The 18,932-nt window shown below is 34.5% G+C and carries 18 protein-coding genes; 7 read left to right on the forward strand and 11 right to left on the reverse strand.

Going from position 1 to position 18,932, the window contains the following annotated elements; genetic code table 11:
• Nucleotides 1-97 precede the first annotated feature (97 nt).
• The 3 genes from D778_RS08080 to D778_RS08090 form a co-directional block, all read right to left on the reverse strand.
• Nucleotides 98-1,117 carry a potassium channel family protein gene (locus D778_RS08080; protein WP_007649530.1) on the reverse strand — a complete coding sequence of 340 codons (1,020 nt, stop codon included), beginning with the start codon at nt 1,115-1,117 and terminating at the stop codon, nt 98-100.
• Between the two features lie 9 nt (nt 1,118-1,126).
• Nucleotides 1,127-1,354, reverse strand: a complete 228-nt coding sequence (locus tag D778_RS08085; RefSeq protein ID WP_007649533.1) for a PspC domain-containing protein — start codon at nt 1,352-1,354, stop codon at nt 1,127-1,129.
• 236 nt (nt 1,355-1,590) lie between these two features.
• Nucleotides 1,591-2,862, reverse strand: a complete 1,272-nt coding sequence (locus D778_RS08090; protein ID WP_040491889.1) for a DUF2851 family protein — start codon at nt 2,860-2,862, stop codon at nt 1,591-1,593.
• Between the two features lie 197 nt (nt 2,863-3,059).
• Between D778_RS08090 and egtB the strand changes: the two genes are divergently transcribed.
• The 5 genes from egtB to D778_RS14185 all read left to right on the forward strand — a co-directional run bounded on the left by egtB (nt 3,060) and on the right by D778_RS14185 (nt 7,240).
• Nucleotides 3,060-4,208 (forward strand): ergothioneine biosynthesis protein EgtB, encoded by a 1,149-nt coding sequence (egtB, locus tag D778_RS08095; protein ID WP_007649537.1) that lies wholly within the window; start codon nt 3,060-3,062, stop codon nt 4,206-4,208.
• A 5-nt stretch (nt 4,209-4,213) separates the two neighbouring features.
• On the forward strand, nt 4,214-5,161 hold the full coding sequence (locus D778_RS08100; RefSeq protein ID WP_007649539.1) for an L-histidine N(alpha)-methyltransferase: 948 nt from the start codon (nt 4,214-4,216) through the stop codon (nt 5,159-5,161).
• Between the two features lie 4 nt (nt 5,162-5,165).
• Entirely contained in the window at nt 5,166-5,837 is a 672-nt protein-coding gene (locus D778_RS08105; protein WP_007649541.1) for an aspartate/glutamate racemase family protein, read from the forward strand.
• A 12-nt stretch (nt 5,838-5,849) separates the two neighbouring features.
• Nucleotides 5,850-6,560, forward strand: coding sequence for a flavodoxin family protein (locus tag D778_RS08110; protein WP_007649542.1), 711 nt, complete (start codon nt 5,850-5,852; stop codon nt 6,558-6,560).
• Between the two features lie 263 nt (nt 6,561-6,823).
• Complete coding sequence (locus D778_RS14185) at nt 6,824-7,240, forward strand: hypothetical protein (RefSeq protein WP_007649543.1); 417 nt, start codon at nt 6,824-6,826, stop codon at nt 7,238-7,240.
• 96 nt (nt 7,241-7,336) lie between these two features.
• Here the strand turns inward: D778_RS14185 and D778_RS08120 are convergent, their stop codons facing one another.
• Both D778_RS08120 and D778_RS08125 read right to left on the reverse strand, forming a co-directional pair.
• Nucleotides 7,337-8,317, reverse strand: coding sequence for a PLP-dependent cysteine synthase family protein (locus D778_RS08120; protein WP_040491891.1), 981 nt, complete (start codon nt 8,315-8,317; stop codon nt 7,337-7,339).
• A 78-nt stretch (nt 8,318-8,395) separates the two neighbouring features.
• Nucleotides 8,396-9,631, reverse strand: coding sequence for an ABC transporter permease (locus D778_RS08125; RefSeq protein WP_040491893.1), 1,236 nt, complete (start codon nt 9,629-9,631; stop codon nt 8,396-8,398).
• Between D778_RS08125 and D778_RS08130 the strand changes: the two genes are divergently transcribed.
• Nucleotides 9,632-10,900, forward strand: coding sequence for an exo-beta-N-acetylmuramidase NamZ family protein (locus D778_RS08130; protein WP_040491895.1), 1,269 nt, complete (start codon nt 9,632-9,634; stop codon nt 10,898-10,900).
• Here D778_RS08130 and D778_RS08135 read toward each other — a convergent pair.
• The 4 genes from D778_RS08135 to D778_RS08150 all read right to left on the reverse strand — a co-directional run bounded on the left by D778_RS08135 (nt 10,897) and on the right by D778_RS08150 (nt 13,841).
• On the reverse strand, nt 10,897-11,676 hold the full coding sequence (locus D778_RS08135; protein WP_155949922.1) for a hypothetical protein: 780 nt from the start codon (nt 11,674-11,676) through the stop codon (nt 10,897-10,899). The two genes, D778_RS08130 and D778_RS08135, sit on opposite strands and share 4 nt — an antisense overlap.
• A gap of 228 nt (nt 11,677-11,904) precedes the next feature.
• A complete protein-coding gene (locus tag D778_RS08140; RefSeq protein WP_007649551.1) occupies nt 11,905-12,264 on the reverse strand; it encodes a hypothetical protein in 360 nt (119 codons plus the stop codon).
• A gap of 182 nt (nt 12,265-12,446) precedes the next feature.
• Nucleotides 12,447-13,292, reverse strand: a complete 846-nt coding sequence (locus tag D778_RS08145) for a sterol desaturase family protein (RefSeq protein ID WP_007649553.1) — start codon at nt 13,290-13,292, stop codon at nt 12,447-12,449.
• A 48-nt stretch (nt 13,293-13,340) separates the two neighbouring features.
• On the reverse strand, nt 13,341-13,841 hold the full coding sequence (locus D778_RS08150) for a YkgJ family cysteine cluster protein (protein ID WP_007649568.1): 501 nt from the start codon (nt 13,839-13,841) through the stop codon (nt 13,341-13,343).
• An 80-nt stretch (nt 13,842-13,921) separates the two neighbouring features.
• On the opposite strand from D778_RS08150, the gene D778_RS08155 reads away from it, so the two are divergent.
• Complete coding sequence (locus D778_RS08155; RefSeq protein ID WP_007649571.1) at nt 13,922-14,617, forward strand: class I SAM-dependent methyltransferase; 696 nt, start codon at nt 13,922-13,924, stop codon at nt 14,615-14,617.
• A gap of 36 nt (nt 14,618-14,653) precedes the next feature.
• Here D778_RS08155 and D778_RS08160 read toward each other — a convergent pair whose 3' ends face one another.
• Together D778_RS08160 and D778_RS08165 are read right to left on the reverse strand one after the other, a co-directional pair.
• Nucleotides 14,654-16,276 carry an amidohydrolase gene (locus tag D778_RS08160; RefSeq protein ID WP_007649572.1) on the reverse strand — a complete coding sequence of 541 codons (1,623 nt, stop codon included), beginning with the start codon at nt 16,274-16,276 and terminating at the stop codon, nt 14,654-14,656.
• Between the two features lie 134 nt (nt 16,277-16,410).
• Complete coding sequence (locus D778_RS08165; RefSeq protein ID WP_040491897.1) at nt 16,411-18,822, reverse strand: T9SS type A sorting domain-containing protein; 2,412 nt, start codon at nt 18,820-18,822, stop codon at nt 16,411-16,413.
• Nucleotides 18,823-18,932 lie beyond the last annotated feature (110 nt).

Below are 18,932 nucleotides of genomic sequence, written 5' to 3' on the forward strand. Positions count from 1 at the left end.
TAGTTAGTTTGTCTATTAAAGGCAGCAAGATGCTAAAAAAAATTGAGTTTTTAAAGTTTCGTCTTTAATTTAACGCTTACCGAAAAAATAGGAATTTTTAAATATTGTACAATGAATTTAACTTTTGAATTTGTTCTGGCCTTCCAAGGACTATAATTTTGGAATTTGGAATTAATTCTAAATCGGCTTCGGGATTAATCAAGTATTCACCTTGCGCATTTTTAAAACCAATGACACTACAACCTGTTTGCTTTCTAAGGTCTAAGTCCCTAATGGTTTTTATTTGAGAGGTATCGTATAATTGTTCCACCGAAATTTCTTCAATATTGATGTTGGATTTGCCAACAATGGACAAATTGTCTATAAACTCCAACAAACCAGGAACAACCACCAAAGAAGCCATGTGGTCCCCTCCTATTTTATCCGGAAGAATAACATTGTTGGCTCCAGCCAATTTAAGTTTTTTGTAAGAGGTTTCTTGAGAGGCACGACTTATAATATTTAGGTCGCTATTTATTTGTCTGGAAGAAAGCACCACAAACAAATTATCGGCATCGTTGGGCAAAGCAGATATTAAGGTGGAAGCCCTTTCAATACCAGCTTGCAACAATGTTTCGTCTTCATTGGCATTTCCTATTACAAAAGGCACCAATTCACTTTGATATTTTTCGGCAATTTCCTTGTTTTTTTCTATAACAACAAAAGGTTTCTTGTAAGCCATTAATTTAGTAGCTGCCTGTTTTCCATTTCTACCATATCCACAAATAATAATATGATCTTTAAGGTTGTCTATCTTTTTTTGCATCTTTCTTTGTTTTAGTCCTTCTAAATTATTCTTGCTTAAAATATACTCCGTAATCACACTAATGGCGTAACCCACAATAACCACACTGGTTAAAATCAATAAAATTGTAAACACCTTGGAGCTTTCGTCCAGAGGCTGTACTTCACCAAAACCTACTGTGGTAATGGTAATAACCGTCATGTAAAAAGCATCTATCCAGGAAAGCTGTGACAATATTTTAAAACCTACCACACCTGCACCCAATAAAATAGCCAATAGAAAAATGGCTGTGTAAATTTTAGATTTTAATAGTTTGATTAAAGGGTTGTTCATGTGTAAAGTTTATAAATCGAATACCGAAGAACGCTTTGTGTATAGTAGATCCTTGATATGCATCCAAAAAGCAATAAAAAGATATAAAGCAAAACCAAAACCCAAGGTTACAAAAGTTAAATACATAAAGGAGGTTCTTACAACTTTTGCCCTAATACCCAATCTGTCTGCAATTCGCTGACACACATAATACCCATGTTTTTGGAAATAAAGTAAAATTCTGTAAAATAAATTCATGCTGCAATTTAAAGATAAAAATTAAGAAAAAATTCTAAAATTGTTGTTCGCGTTTAAAAGAAAATCAATTTGTGGGACTAACAAAAGGGTTCTTAAGTAAATCTGTGTAATTTATCCGTTTATCAAGAAAAATTCAAGATTCAAGACTTTTTGGGTGTTTTTATTAAAACACTTAAAAACCTTAACGATTCTGGATTCAAGTTATTTATAGTGAACTCCTTAATTTATCGACTTGCCTATTTAACAATCAACGCATTGCCCACAGCACATTTCAAGCATTGGTTTTTATCGCAATATGTGGTTTTAAGTTGAATAAGCGCTTGCGATTGCATGGCTGTGTGTGAGACTTTTTTTATTTTATTAAAAGCAGAAACGATGCTGTTTTTTTCTGATGGGATCTGCTGGATCAGCTCTAAAAGAAAATCGTTTACATCTTTCCCTTGATGTCTGGCATAAGCAAACTTTATAGGAATAATGGTGTTTATGATCAATAAATCAACAAAAGCTTTGGTTATTTTTTTGTTTGAAGGTTTAGATACTTTTCCAAAGCTATAATGGGTTTCCCAAAAAACAGATGTCGACACTTGAAACAGTTTATATATGGTTTTAAGCGAAGAAATTTCCATTATTTGAGAAAACAAACTGGAATGCAAGTGATACAGTGTGGCTAATTGCGACAAACGGATGGTTGGAAAATTTTGAGGTCTAAGTCTAAAAAACTGAATTGGCACAACTTCGGTATCATGCAAATTATATTTTCGTTTTAAATACCTGTACTCCTTCTGCAAGACTAAAAAATAGGGCTCCTGAATGTCTTGGTCCAACAAGCCTGTTAGTCCAAAAAACAAAGCCTCCAAAGTTGATTGATTGTTTTGCAGTTTTCTAATTATCTGAAAATCTACAGCATTTGCCATGCTAAAAAAAGCTTCCCCATTCACTTTCAAACCAAAGTTTTTAGCCAACATTTTAAACAAAACGGCTTCCCAATTGTTTTTGGAATCCTGTAGAAGCTTTTCAATGGTTTCAGACTTTCGCTCCAAACGCTCTATATACAAACGTTCCAACCAACTTTCGAGGACAAATGGTGCTACCTCAGCAAAATCTGCTTCACAATTAATCCATTTATCTTTTGCTGAAAGCAATTTACTGTAATTGAGCAAGACCATTTTATCTACAACTTCTTTTAATTCCAAAGTTGGAACAATGGAGTTGTTTTTTCTAAAAATTTCTGTATCATGTTCCCAAACCACATGTAAAATCACATTGTCATAGGCTTGATCTGTTTCGTGGTTATGCACAAACCAATCGCTGGATTTAACATGAACCTCCACATTTCCTGCCCAAAGTTGATCTGCTATTTTTAATTGTGCATTAAAAAAGTCTGGACCAGAATTTGTATTGTGCTGTCCTACCGAAACAATTTCCAAAGTCTCATGCTGTGTGGTTTTTAAGTGAGCCACAGACATTTTCTTATGTTGCCAGATATAATGTAGAAAATCTTCTTGCATACTCTAAAAATAGGGAAAAAACTTAGATTTTTAATTAATTTTGAAGGGATTATTCTACGTTTAATAACCTTTATCTGTAATTAATCCCATCTCTTTAGTAAGGTCTTTAAAACAAATAGGACATACTCCTTAAGCGATTGTTAAAATTATCTTATTCCAAGTTTAAATGTCGCAAAAGCTTATTATATTTAAGGGATATGCAAGATTTATTACAATTTTACCTAGTCACAAGAAATCAAACCGAAGCGCTTTGCAAACCCTTAAAGACAGAGGATTATACACCTCAATCTGCTGAATTTGCCAGTCCTCCAAAATGGCATTTGGCACATACCACTTGGTTTTTTGAGGAAATGATATTAAAATCCTATGTTGAAAACTACCAAGTGTTCGACGACTCTTATAGTTTTTTGTTCAACAGTTATTACAACAGTATTGGAGAACGTATTGAGCGTAAAAACCGTGGGCTAATTACCAGACCTTCCATAGAAAAGGTTTACGCCTATCGTGAATATATTGACAAACACATGATGGAACTTTTAAAAGGTACAGTTTCTGCAGACCTTAAAAAACTGACCATTTTAGGCATCAATCACGAACAACAACATCAAGAATTACTGATAACCGATTTAAAATATACCTTTTCCTGCAATCCTATTTATCCTAAGTATTCAGAAACAAATTATATAAGCACGAAAAAACAGACATCAGATTGGTTAGAAGTTCCTGAGGGCATTTACAACATTGGTCACGCAGGAAATGGGTTTTGTTTTGACAATGAGCTGGGAAGACATCGCGTGTTTTTAGAACCATACAAAATATCTAAAACATTAGTGACCAACGGCGATTTTATTGAGTTTATAAACGACAAAGGATACCAACAAGCCAAGTATTGGTTGGACGATGCATGGTATTGGCTGCAACAAAACCAAGTTAAAAGTCCATTGTATTGGAAACTCGTAAACGGTGTTTGGCACCAATACACGTTATCTGGTTTGCAACCTGTAAATCCAGATGCTATATTAACCCATGTTTCTTATTATGAGGCTGCTGCTTATGCCTTTTGGGCAGGCTACAGGTTACCAACAGAATTTGAATGGGAAGTCGCTTCCAAAGAGCTGGATTGGGGAACTGTTTGGGAATGGACCAATTCGGCCTATTTACCTTATCCCAATTTTAAAATAGCCAAAGGAGCCGTTGGCGAATACAATGGCAAATTTATGGTAAACCTCATGGTTTTAAGAGGCGCTTCATCAGCTACTGCAAAAAATCACAGTCGCTTTACCTACAGAAACTTTTTTTCACCCAACACACAATGGCAATTTTCTGGAATCAGATTAGCTAAATAACTTATATGAACACAAAATTTCAAAACGACATAAACGAAGGTTTAAGCAAAGCCTTAAAATCTTTGCCATCTAAATACTTTTACGATAAAACAGGTGACGATTTATTTGTTAAAATAATGAATCTCCCAGAATATTATTTAACCAAAGCCGAATTTGACATTTTTAAAAATCAAACCAAAAACATCATAGCAGCATTGGACATCAATCCCAATGTATATTTTGAATTGATAGAGTTAGGAGCTGGCGATGGCACAAAAACCAAAGAATTGCTAAAGGTATTGATTTCCGAAAACTTCAACTTCGATTATATCCCAATAGACATTTCCAACAATGCTTTAAAGCAATTGGAAACCAACCTAAACACTGAAATCCCAAATTTGAACGTGACCAAGAAACAAGGCGATTACTTTAACGTTTTGGATGGTTTAAAAACTTCCAACCACCCAAAAGTAGTGTTGTTTTTAGGCTCTAACATTGGCAACATGGAAGACGAAAAGGCCAAACGCTTTATTTCCAAGCTAAGCAGCTCTTTAAACCCCAACGATAAAGTGGTTTTAGGTGTGGATTTAATAAAATCCAAAGACATTGTTTTACCTGCTTACAACGACAAAGCAGGTATTACCAAAGCTTTCAACTTTAATTTATTGAACAGAATCAATAAGGAACTGGATGCTAATTTTAACATAGATCAATTTTCCCACCAACCTGAATACACCGAAACCGAAGGCATTGCCAGAAGTTATATTGTAAGCAATACAGATCAAGAGGTACATATTGGTGCTTTAAATAAAACCTTTCAATTTAAAAAAGGGGAAAAAATTCACACCGAAATATCCAGAAAATATAACGATGAGATCTTAAATTCCATTCTAGAAAACAGCTCTTTAAGAATCGTGACCAAACTATTGGATACCAAATCCTACTTTGCCGATTATATTTTAATTAAAACCTAGAACCATGACCAAAAATGCCAATATGTTAGGGATTTTAGGTTTGGGCCATAGAAGTACTTTGTTTTATCTAGATGCCCTAAACAAAGCGTACCATGAAGAAGAACAGGGTTACAGCACCTGTCCTTTTATACTGTACAACACTGATTTTAATTCCATTAATCCGTATTTGCCCAATCAGTTTAAAAAACTTCTTCCTACGCTCACAAGCTACCTTAGTAACTTAGAAAAACTTCCCATATCACATCTATTGGTTCCTAACATCACATTACACGAGGCCATGGATAAGCTGGATACAAACCTCAAAATCATCCACCCATTGCCCTTAAGTGTCAATTTCCTTAAAAAAAAGGACATCAAAGAAACAATTGTTTTTGGTTCAAAATACACCATGACTTCCACATATCTTTCAAACTATTTTTCTTCAAAAGGCATCCAGACCAGATCTCCATCAAACAAAGACGAGGAATTTATTGATGCCCTAAGACAAAAAATCTATTCCAATACTGAGACCTTAGCAGATAGGGATGCCTACAACGCCCTTATTGTTAAATACAGTAACAAGGCTCATATATTGATAGCTTGCACCGAACTGTCCATTTTAAACCATCCTACTCATGTTGTGGATATGGCTCAACTTCAAATAACGGAAGCCTTAAAACAAATAAAGCAACATTAAACACTTACAATTATGAAAAAACCAGATTTTACAGATTTAAAAGCCATGTATGTTAATTGTACCTTGAAAAAATCGCCTAGACAAAGCCATACCGATGGTTTGATGGAAGTTTCCAGGAAAATCATGAAAGCTGAAGGCGTTTCAGTAAGACAAATAAGATTTGTAGATCACGAAGTTGCTTATGGCGTGTATCCAGATATGACAGAACATGGTGTTGAAAAAGATGAGTGGCCAAAATTATTCAAGGATATTTTTGAAGCCGATATTTTAATTATTGGAACTCCTATATGGTTAGGTGAAAAATCGTCTGTCTGCCAAAAACTCATTGAGCGTTTATATGCCATGAGTGGTAAAACAAACAACAAAGGTCAATACCTGTTTTACGGAAAAGTTGGTGGTTGTGTCATTACAGGAAATGAAGATGGCATAAAACATTGTGCTATGGGTATTTTATACGCTTTACAACATGTTGGGTATTCCATTCCTCCTCAAGCCGATTGTGGTTGGATTGGTGAAGCTGGACCTGGTCCAAGCTATATGGACGAAGAAAGCCATGCCAAAGACAACAGCTTTACCAATAGGAACACTACGTTTATGACGTATAATTTACTGCATTTGGCAAAATTACTGAAAGAAAACAAAGGGTATTCCAATTATGGAAACTCCAGGGAAGCTTGGGATGATGGAACCCGTTGGAATTTTGAAAATCCTAAATATAGATAACACTTGGTTCGCCCTTGCCGTTTTTATTAAGAAGCTTACACATTGCTGTTTAAGAGATATTATCTGCTACTTTAAAAAACAAAACTGCTTAACCAACACTATTAACACATTATAAGTACAGATCCGATAATGAGGTCAAATTATTAAATAGTAATCATGGATTATTACGGAAAATATTTAATAATGTGATATATTTACATCTTTTAACAATCATCCATTATTTAACCAAAAGTTGGCAATAATGGTGTAAAAACTTTAAATCTATGAAGACTTATTTAGGGATTTTATTTTTCGGGGCCCTTTTATTTTCCGGATGCGATCAATCTAAATCCAAAACAACAAATAGTAATACTGAGCAGAACGTTACGCAAGAAACACCAGCAGAACAAACAACAAATGCCCTAAAGACCAATTCCAATAAGGCTTCCAGTGCTCCTACGCAAACAGCTACAGGCATGAATCCAGCTCACGGACAACCTGGACATGATTGTGCCATTCCTGTTGGAGCACCTTTAAATAGTAAAAACAATTCATCTCCTGTGGTAAATCCTGGAAGTTCATCACCTGTTATCAACCCAGGAAGCTCCTCTCCTGTTCAGACTGCTCCTGGTATGAATCCGGCTCATGGACAACCTGGGCACGATTGTACCATTCCTGTGGGAGCGCCTTTGAATAAGTAATATTTTAAATAAGAAATAAAAAAAACCTGAGTTATCGCTCAGGTTTTTTATTTATTAAGATTCTTCGGTTGTTTTATTCCTCTGAACGACAGGAAGTTATTCAATATAACCCATTTTCTTCATCCAATCGTCGTTAAACATTTTGCCTACATATCTGCTGCCATGATCGTGGAATAAAACCACAACCACATCGTCTTTTGTAAAGTGTTCTTTTAATTGCAACACGCCTTTAATGGCTGCTCCAGCAGAATTCCCTAAAAACATGCCTTCTTTCTTTGCCAATAATTGGGTGTAAACAGCTGCATCCTTATCGGTTACTTTAGTAAACCCATCAATAATATCGAAATCCACATTTTTAGGTAAAATGTCTTCTCCTATCCCTTCGGTAACGTAAGGGTAAATTTCATTTTCATCGAAAACACCTGTTTCATGATATTTTTTAAATACAGAACCATAGGTATCCACTCCCCAGACTTTCACATCTGGATTTTGTTCTTTTAAATATTTTCCAACACCAGAAATAGTTCCACCTGTACCAACACCAACAACAAAATGTGTTATTTTCCCTTCTGTTTGTTTCCAGATTTCTGGTCCAGTACTTTGATAATGCGCTTTTGTATTGCTTAAATTATCGTATTGGTTGACATACCAAGAGTTAGGCGTTTCCTCACCTAAACGCTTAGAAACAGAATAATAAGAACGTGGATCTGTAGGTTCTACATCTGTAGGACAAACAATAACTTCTGCACCTACTGCTTTCAACATATCTATTTTCTCTTTACTCTGTTTATCAGCCATCACAAAAATGCATTTGTAACCTTTTACTATAGCCGCTAAAGCCAAACCCATTCCTGTATTCCCAGAAGTTCCTTCTATAATGGTTCCTCCCGGTTTTAAACGTCCATCGGCCTCGGCATCTTCAATCATGGTTAAGGCCATTCTGTCTTTTACAGAATTTCCAGGATTAAAGGTTTCGTATTTTGCCAATACCAAACATGGTAATTCTTCTGTTAAGGCATTCATTTTAACCAATGGCGTGTTGCCTATGGTTTCCAGTATGTTCTTTGCGTAATCCATTTTAATTTTTTTCAGTTGCAAATTTATGTTTTTGCCATGAATACACGAATTATTTTGGGATGTTTCTAAAAATCCTGCTTATTCAAAACGAATGGCTTTTACGGGAGAGATTTTGGTAATGATATAGGAAGGCACCAATAACATGGCCAAACACAAGATAAACGTACCTATATTCAAGGCCAGAATATAGCTTAAACTAATGTAAACTGGAGCTTCGGTTACATAATACACGTCAGGATTTAAAGGGAATAGTTTGAAGTATTTTTGAGCAAACAATAAACCCAATCCTATAACATTTCCCCAAAGAAGCCCTAAAGTGATTAAGTAAGATGCATTGTACAAAAATATTTTTCTAATGGCCCAATTACTGCTTCCAAGGGCTTTTAAAATACCAATCATTTGGGTTCGTTCCAGAACCAGAACCAATAAAGCTGTAATCATATTGATACCTGCAACCAAGATCATGACACCAATAATACCATAGATATTTTTAACAAAAATCTGTATCCATTCAAAAATGGAAGCAAATTTTTGTTCTACCGTTGTTACATTCAACAATGGTGGTGTATTGTTGTAAACCTCATTGTAAATCTCATTTAGTTTACTGTAATCTGTTACAAAGACCTCAAAATGCCCTGCTTGGTTGTCTTCCCATTTATTAAGACGCTGTAAATGGCGCAAATCCCCAAACACATAGGTTTCATCAAAATCCTTAAATCCAGAATTATAAATCCCAACAATATGGTAAGTTATCATGCTTGGAGGCTTGTTTGGATCATCTTTTCTAAATAAAGTGGTAAAGGAATCACCCAATTTAAACTGTAATCTGTTGGCTAAATATTGGGAAATCAACACCTCTTCATTCCTTTCTCCCGAATAATCCGGAACTCGTCCTTTCACTAGAAAATCTTGAAAATAGATCCAATTAAAATCGGCTCCTACGCCTTTTAAAATAACAGCCTCAAAGTCGGTTTCTGTTCTTATTACACCAAATTTGGTTGCCACAGCCTGAATATGTGCCACTCCTTCAACAGATTTAAATTCGGGATAAAAATCCTGTTCCATGGATACAGGGTTGCCACTTTCTTGAGAATTATTACTGTCGAAATTGGAAATGATGATGTCGCTATTAAAAGCCACCACTTTTTCACGAATCTTTTGTTGCAGTCCTATTCCAGTGGCAATGGCAATCATCATCACTATAATACCTATAGCAATGGCAGCAATACCAATTTTTATTATTGGTGCCGAAACACTACTTTTATACGCTTTACTATCAATAATGCGTTTGGCTATAAAATACTCAAATTTCAAATGATGCAATTAAAATTTATTCTCCTCAAAAATACAGTTTTATTATTTGTTTTTATACTCATTTCTTGTGGAAACTTTTCTAGTGCTAAAAACGAAAAGTCACCTACTAAAATCGACCAAGGGTTTGCTTCGCCGCAAGTTAATAGCAATGACAATCAAATAATTGTTGGAGCCAACCAAACTGAAAAATACATGCCACTTTTACAGGGAAAACGCATTGGAGTTGTTGCCAATTTAACAAGTGTTATTTTTAAAAATGAAGCACAAACCACTTACACACATTTGGTAGATTCCTTGCTGGCACTACAAATGGACCTAAGGAAGGTATTTTCTCCTGAACATGGCTTTAGGGGAAATGTAGATGCTGGGGAATTTGTGGAAAGTGGCAAAGACACTAAAACAGGCTTACCTATAGTTTCGCTGTATGGAAAGAACAAAAAAGCCTCTAAGGAGTCTTTAAAGGATATTGATATCATGATTTTCGATATCCAAGATGTTGGTGTTCGTTTTTACACATATATCTCTACGTTGCATTATATGATGGAATCTTGTGCAGAAGCCAATATTCCCTTACTGATATTGGACAGACCAAACCCGAACGGACATTATGTAGATGGCCCAACCTTGGAACCCGAAAACAAAAGTTTTCTTGGCATGCATCCCATTCCCTTGGTTCACGGACTGACCATAGGTGAATTTGCCCAAATGCTCAATGGAGAAAAATGGCTGGAAAACCAAGCACAATGCAACATTACCGTTATTCCTGCTAAAAATTATACCCACAATAAATTTTACCAGGTGCCTATTAGACCTTCACCAAACCTTCCTAACGATCAAGCCATTAAACTATATCCAAGTCTGGGACTTTTTGAAGGGACCAACATCAATGCTGGACGAGGAACGAAATTTCAGTTTCAAAGGTATGGAGCGCCTTTTTTAGATAAAAATGTGTTCTTATTCACATACACACCAAAAGAGAGTTTTGGTGCCAAAAATCCAAAACACAAAGAGGTACTTTGTTATGGTGAAGACTTAAAAAACGATTCCTTATATGCTGAAGTTTCACTGAAATGGCTTATTAAAGTCTATAATCATGCTACAGACAAGTCCAAGGTATTCAATACTGAAAATTTCACCAAACATGCCGGAACAGATAAACTACAAAAACAAATTGAAGCTGGCCTAAGTGAAGCAGACATTAAAGCCACTTGGCAAAAAGACCTGGAAGCCTTTAAAAAACTAAGGGCAAAATATTTGATTTATAATTAATCGTAAGGTCTGCCATTGGGCCTTAAATTATTTCTTCTGTAATCTGCCCTGGATTGAATGTTATGGTTTCCATAACGGATATCTGTTAAATTGTAGGCTTTGGAATAAGTTGGTTTAGAACGTTCTAAAATATTGTCAATTTTTTTGGTCCTTAAATGTTTGGCATCCAAAAGCTCCTTGGTTTCCATGGAAGACATGGCATCAGTACCATCAAACGATAAAACCGTTAAACTTTTAGAGTCAAGCTGCAAGGCTTTGGAATCTGCATTCTGAGCCAAACCAACAGGTTTTGGAAAGTGTTTGATGATTTTATTTTCACTTAAATCCAAGATAGGTATGTTGCTTACTGCCAAGTTGTTGTTAGAGTCAAGCGTATTCAAGCCTCTATGTAAACCTGAGTCTATTGGCAACAGCCTGGAAATTTTAAAAACAATGGTTTTTCTATAAATGTAGGTGTCGTCCCTTCCTTCAGTATGCACCACAGCAAATGTATAATCTCCCAGAGGTAAATCGTTTAAAGGGATCCTGATGTCTTTGGTAACATCGTTAATGGCATATTCCCTTAATCCAACATCACCAATTACTTCAATTCTATTAAGATCGAATGTGCTTTTTAAATAAAGGGTATCTCCAGAAGTATTTAAATAATGGGTTAAACTTTCGGCCGTTTTATTTACGTTCTTGAAAATTGCGGAATACACGATATCCTGACTGTAAGATGTATTAAAATAGGCCGCAACCAAAAACAGAAACATTTTGAAATTTAGGGTCTTCATATGTCTGAAATTTTGTTTAACAAATTCATTTTTTGCTATAATCAATCCTTTGTTGAACAAATCAAAAATACGACAATGTGGACATGGAATTGAGATTAGAACAACTTATTCGATAAGTCCCAAACTAAACCGGACAAACTGTATACAGCAAAACTAAACGTCTAACTTTTAGGCATTTAAACGAATGGCTGTTCCGTTTAAAAAGAAATAATTTGGACAGAAATATCTCTAATTATCTATGGATGCAACAGGATATGCACCAAAAACATGAATTACAAAAATGATTTTTTTTGGAGTTTGATCAACCACAACCACATGTTTTCCTTGTGATAAATTGGTAAGGGGAATCTTTAAATCTGTTTCGCTTAAATACACATCCAATTCCCTTTTGTATTTGGAATTTATGGAATATACATGCGAAATCTCTGTATTGCTTTTTAACAATAAGGTATCTTTGGTTGCATTCAGTTCATGAAACAAACTGCTGGCATTAGAGTTTCTGTTTTTCTCAATTTTGGCAAAAACCGATTGAGAATGTATGGAACCTGATAAAATACCTAGACCTAATGTCAGTAAAAATGTTTTCAAAAAAAAAAAAAAATACTATTAAGTTCTACAATCCTTGAACTCAACAGTAACCAATTAATCCTCAGGCTAAAACTAAATTAATTTCCAAACCAAACAACAAATAATCCATGAACTGCAAAAAAAATCAGAAGAACTACAAAAAATTGTTGACAACCTGTTAAAAACCTTTGAATATGAAAGCATTAAACCACATCCTTTCCAGGAATAATGGTAGGTTTTTGATAATTTTGAAACGGTTGTTTTAAAAGCTCGCTTATTTGTCCGTTTTTCACTTCATCAGGAAAGACATCCACACCATATACCAATTTCTCCCGATCCAACTCCATGTAAGTTCCAAAAAGCCTATCCCAAATAGAAAAAATATTCCCATAATTGGAATCTGTGTAAGGTAACACATAATGATGGTGGACTTTATGCATATCTGGAGAAACAAAAATATAACTAATGGCTTTATCCAGTTTTTTGGGAAGTTTGATGTTGGCATGTGTTAACTGTGTAAAAACCACAGATAAGGATTGGTACATAAATACAATGGCTATAGGTGTTCCCACGATAAAAACACCCATTAAAGTAAAAATAAATCGAATGACGCTTTCCAAGGGATGGTGCCTATTTCCTGTGGTAGTATCCACATGGTGGTCTGTATGATGTACCAAATGTATCATCCACAGAGGTTTTACTTTATGTTCTACAAAATGGGCCAAATAGGCTCCAAAAAAATCAAGCAGCAAGACGCCTAAAACCATGTATAACCAAAGTGGCATGCTTGGCAACCAATTAATAATTCCAAAATGATTGGTTTTAACCCAATCGGCAGAGAGCAACAACAAAAAGGCCAAGCCAAAATTCACCACTATGGTTGTAGCCGTAAAAAAGAAATTTGGCCATGCATGTTTCCACTTTTTATAAGAAAACCTCACTAAGGGAAAAGCACCTTCCAACAGCCAAAATAAAGCAATACCTCCAGCAAGCAGCAAACTTCTGTGAAGTGTAGGAATGGTTTCGAAATAATTAAATATGGTTTCCAAGATGGTTGTTTTTTGACTAAATATACTAAAAAAACTCTATTTTGGAAACTACAGTTTTATACGACGTTTCATTGCTTCCACAATATTAAAGGCAGCAGGACAAATGGCTACATTTTTTAAGGTTAGATTAGATATTTGGTGAAATTTTTTACGGTCTGTATGAGGAAACCCGCTACAAGCTTTAGGTCTTACATCATAAATTGAACAGTAATTATCAGCTCCCAAAAAAGGACAAGGTACAGATTGCAGCACATAATCGTTATCCTCGTCCACTCGCAAATACGTATCAATAAAATGCTGTTGCTTCATTTTAAAATGCTTCGCTATACGTACAATATCTTTATCTGTAAACAAAGGTCCAGTGGTTTTACAGCAATTGGCACAATCTAAACAGTCTGTTCGTTTAAATGCTTCGTCATGTAATTCCTGCATCAAGTAATCCAACTGTTTTGGTGGCTTCTTTTTAAGCTTGGTAAAGAAGGTTTTATTTTCCTTATGCTTATCTTTGGCGAGTTTTGGAAGACTTTCTAAGTTGGGTTCTAAGTTCAAAATTCAATGTTTGAGGTTCAAATCCTTACAAAACTATAAAAATCATCTTAACTTGAAACTTTAAATCTTAAACTTTGAATTTGAAAGACCTCTTCGGAAAAGCCTTAATAGATTACCAAAACGGTAATTACACAGAGGATTTAATAACATCCACCAACATTTCTGATGAGGATGAACTCCCTCTTCCCTATCTGTTTAGAAATTTTAAAGACATGCCCAAACTGGAACAAAAAGCGCTTCAGCTTTCCAAAGGTAACGTGTTGGATGTTGGTTGTGGTTCTGGAAGTCATAGCTTGTATTTACAGGAAAAAGGCTTGAGGGTAAAAGCTTTGGATATTTCAAAAGGTGCCATTGAAGTAGCCAAAAAACGTGGTGTTTTAAATGCCGAATTAAAAGATGTTTTAGATGAAACTGAAACTTTCGATACCATTTTATTATTAATGAATGGTACTGGTATTTTCCAAGAACTATCGCAAGTTACCAAGTACTTAAAACATTTAAAGTCTTTATTGAATCCGAAAGGTCAAATCCTGATAGATTCTTCAGACATCAAATACATGTACGAAGATGACGATGGTGGTTTGTGGATAGACACCAACGCCAATTATTATGGCGAATTGGATTACTATTTAAGCTATAAAAATGAAGACGAAGCACCTATGAAATGGTTGTATCTTGATTTTGAAAGCTTAAAGTTTGCTTGTGAAAGTGTAGGATTGTCTTGTGAAAAAGTGATGGATGGTAAACATTTTGATTATTTGGCTAGGCTTACCTAAACAAAAAAACTTACTAATTACTTACAAACAACAAACCTATTGCTTCACGCCACCAATATAAGTTTGCTCTACTTTTATGTTTGGGATATTCTTCACATCAGTTGTCATAATATCTTGATCCAAAATAATAAAATCGGCAAATTTCCCGACTTCTATACTTCCTTTTTCATCTTCTTCAAAATTGGCATACGCAGCCCAAATGGTCATCCCTTTTAAGGTTTCTTCCCTGCTTAAACCATCTTGCATATTAAAACCACCTTCTGGATACCCTTTAACATCTTGTCTGGAAACAGCTGCATAAAAGGTTAAAAACGGACTTACCTGCTCCACAGGAAAATCGGTTCCCAATGCTACTTTTCCACTGGCATTTAATAAGGTTTTATAAGCATAAGCTCCTTTTATTCGCTCAGCTCCTAACCTATCTTCTGCCCAATACATATCGCTTGTAGCATGTGTTGGCTGTATGGAAGGGATGATATTTTCATTTTTAAACAACTCAAAATCGTTGTTTGTTATTATTTGGGCATGCTCTACACGCCAACGTCTATCGGTTTCCCCTTGCAAGGTTTTTTCATACGTCTTTAACACAAAACGGTTTGCCGAATCGCCAATGGCGTGGGTATTCATTTGATAGTTGGCAGCTTCAATCCTACTGGCCAGGGCTTTAAAATCTTCAAGACCTATAACCATGGCTCCAAAATGATGATCCTTGTCGGAATAAGGAGCTTTTAAAGCAGCACCTCTAGAGCCCAAAGCACCATCCGCATAGACTTTTACGGATTGTACATTTAATTGATCCGTTTTAATTTTACCTTTAGTCAAGTAGTAATCCAAATTGTCTTTGGTATTGGACACCATCGCATACACACGCATATGCAAATCGCCTGTTTGCTGCAAACTATCCATTAACTCTATAACCTCTCTGTGTAATCCAGCATCTGAAACTGTTGTCAATCCAAGATTGGTACATATGTTTTGGGCATCCAATAAGGCATTTATCTGTAATTCCCTATTTGGTTTTGGAAAAATAGCTTCCACAAGTTCCATGGGATTATCAATTAAAACACCTGTTAATTCACCATCTTCAATTATTATTTCCCCTCCATCAATTTTAGTTTCTTTTGTAATGTTTGCCAAATCCAAAGCGGCTTGATTGCACAACATGGCATGACCATCAATTCTTGTTAAAGCCACTGGAGTATCTGGAAATAGAGCATCCAGTAATTTTTTATTGGGAAACTTTTTGTCTTCCCAATCGTTTTGGTCCCAACCACGACCAATAATAAATTCTGCCTGTCTTTCGTTTTGGTAATCCAACACACGTTTCATGACCTCATCGAAACTGGTTGTTCCTCTTAGATCCACTTTTTGCAAGTTCATCCCTAATCCATAAAAATGACAATGCGCATCAATAAATCCTGGAAATACAGCTTGTCCTTTGGCATCAATAATGGTATCTGCTTCAAACGTATTTTGTAGGTCTTTGGAAGTCCCTACTTGGAAAAACTTCCCGTCTTTAATGGCGAAAGCTTCCGCTTTATCAAAGTTTGAATTTACAGTATATACATTGGCATTGACAACAAGGGTGTCTACCTGTTGTTTTTCTTTTTGGCAAGAGAAAATGAGGATTAAAGCGAAAAGAGAAAGTAGTTTTTTCATGTTGTATATATTAATTTACTGTTCTTTTTTATAACGATGTGTAAAAATAACAAAAGCGTTCAAAATTGAACGCTTTTGTTAATGTTTTAGATTTCTTTGATGAGATTCCTCGATTTCTCTCGGAATGACAGATTTTATTCTTTTATGATTTTTGAGATTTGTATGCCAGTTTCGGTTTTAATAGAAACAAAATAAACACCTTTAGATAGCATATTTATATTTATTTTCGATTTATTTGTGCTTCCACCAATAACAAATGTTTGTAATTGTCTGCCATTAACATCGAAAATTGAAATGGTTTCTAAAATTCCTTTACTGTCTATGGTTAATTCATCCGAAACTGGGTTTGGATAGATTTTTACAGTTGTTTGTAAGATTGATTCTTCTATACTTAAATTTTCAGCAACCGTTGTCAATTCATCGTTTGTAATTATGGGAGCATTGTAATCAAAATAAATTTCAGCATCGTTAGAAAATGTGTCACCTAAAACTAAGCTTGGTAACGTTTTAATTTTGAATAAAACATAGCCATCGTTATTGGCATCATCGAATGGTAAATTGATGTTTTCAAAAATAAATTCTACCACATTATCTTCTTTTATTCTAGTCACAAAGTCATGACTTCCGTTTAGTGGAATTAATGTAGTCACATCGTATTTTGCTAAATCAATGTCGTCTTTAACCACAATATTAACAGCACTTGCAGTTCCTGTGTTTTCAAAACGAATCATGTAATGTACAAACTTTCCAACTTGTTCTGGAGTAATAATTTCGCCTCCTAAACAGGTTTTATCATTTGGGTCGAAAGAATTGACTACTGTTTGATTTAAGATGAATTCATTATCTTCTGGCATCTCATCTCCAGAAACTGGATTAGCAGTTGCAGTAAACATTAAAACGTCGTCTCCATTTAATGGTGGTGTATCTGTAGGTGTGTTTAAATTCATGGTGAATGTAATCTCTCTACTTTCAAAAGGTAATAAGTTTGAGAAATTCCATGATAATTCATTTAGAACTTGATTGTCTGCTGTTGGATTGGCAGAAACCAAATCCATAACATCATCTTGAAACATCAAGTTAACACTACCACTAAGTTCTGTATTCCCTTTGTTCCTATAAATTATTTTATAACCTGTATCGAAACCAGGTCTTGCTTGCTCTATAGGTAAGATGGTAATTTCCAAATCGTTATGCACACCATTTGGCACTAAACAAAAATCTTGATTATAAGGACTTGCATCTGTTGGGAAATTAACTACCAAACTTGCAGGAGTTACTGTAAAATAGGTTGGATTCTCTAAAATTGGTGTTATTGTGTGAGTACCATATTGGGCTGAAATATTGTAATTTCCAGAATTATCAAAAACATAAACTCCTGTGAGGTTTCCACTATTATTAGTTCTATTCAATTTTAAATTAGGAAAAACTGGATCGTTTGAATTACAGCCATTTGAGTCTATATCTAATTTATTATCTCCTTGTATGGTATAAAACATTCCTCCTGGCACAAAACTGCAATAACTATTAACAACACAATTTGTAAGCCCTTCTTGATTAACCAAATATTGTACATTATTTAATTCACGTTCATCAACACAGATATATTCTAAATTAGGGTTTGAGTCAAAACTTAAAGAATTAGGTAATGTTTCACTACCATTTTTTAAGTATAAAGATGTTAATTGATTATTACTACAACGTAATTCAACTAGATTACGTGCATTAGTTAAATCTATGGTTGTCACTTGATTATTATCACAAACTAATTCTCTTAGTTGTGTTAACTCACTTACATCTAAGGATGTTATTTGATTATTACTACACCTCAATTCAATAAGAGATGTTAAGTCACTTAAATCTAATGTTGAAAGTTCATGATTTTCAATTTCCATAAAGCCAAGCCCAGTTAATCCACTTAAATCCAAGCTTGTTAATTGACCAAAATTACATTCAATAACAAAAAGATTTGGTAAGCCACTCACTTCTAATGAAGTTAATTGATTATTACTAGAGCATTTTAATCTTTCAAGACCTGATAAGTTTCTTACATCTAAAGAAGTAAATTGATTGTAGTTGACATATAAATATGCAAGGCTTGATAAACCACCTAAATCTATAGTGGTTAATTGATTATAATTACAAACGAGAGTATTAAGATTTGTTAAATTAGTTACATTTAATTCTGTTAAATTATTCCATTCACAATCTAAATAATTAAGATTTGATAATGAATTAATACTTATTGTAGATATTGAGTTATTACTACAATCCAATTCCCTCAAATTGACAAACATTTCAATACCAATTATTGAGGAAATATTTTTATTACTTACCCTAAGACCTAAAGCTGCTAAAGCTTCTGAAACCTGTATTTCTCCATCATTATTTGTATCTACATCAGATTCATAAAATCCATCTCCATCTAAATCAGCACAATCGGTGTTTACTAAAGCATCTTTAAAATTTGCATCCGGAATATTCACAATTTGGGCTTGTGAAAAAGAAAAGACTAAAAAAGTCATTAGAAATAAGTAGGAATGTTTCATAAATTTTGGGTTTAGTATTACACAATAATAATAATAATAATAATAATAATAGATGTAATCAAATTTGATGTTTTTGTTGAAAAAAAATAATTGACACCCCTAAAGTCCCC

It is taken from the genome of Xanthomarina gelatinilytica (genome assembly GCF_000348685.1).
GTDB classification, from domain to species: Bacteria; Bacteroidota; Bacteroidia; order Flavobacteriales; family Flavobacteriaceae; genus Xanthomarina; species Xanthomarina gelatinilytica.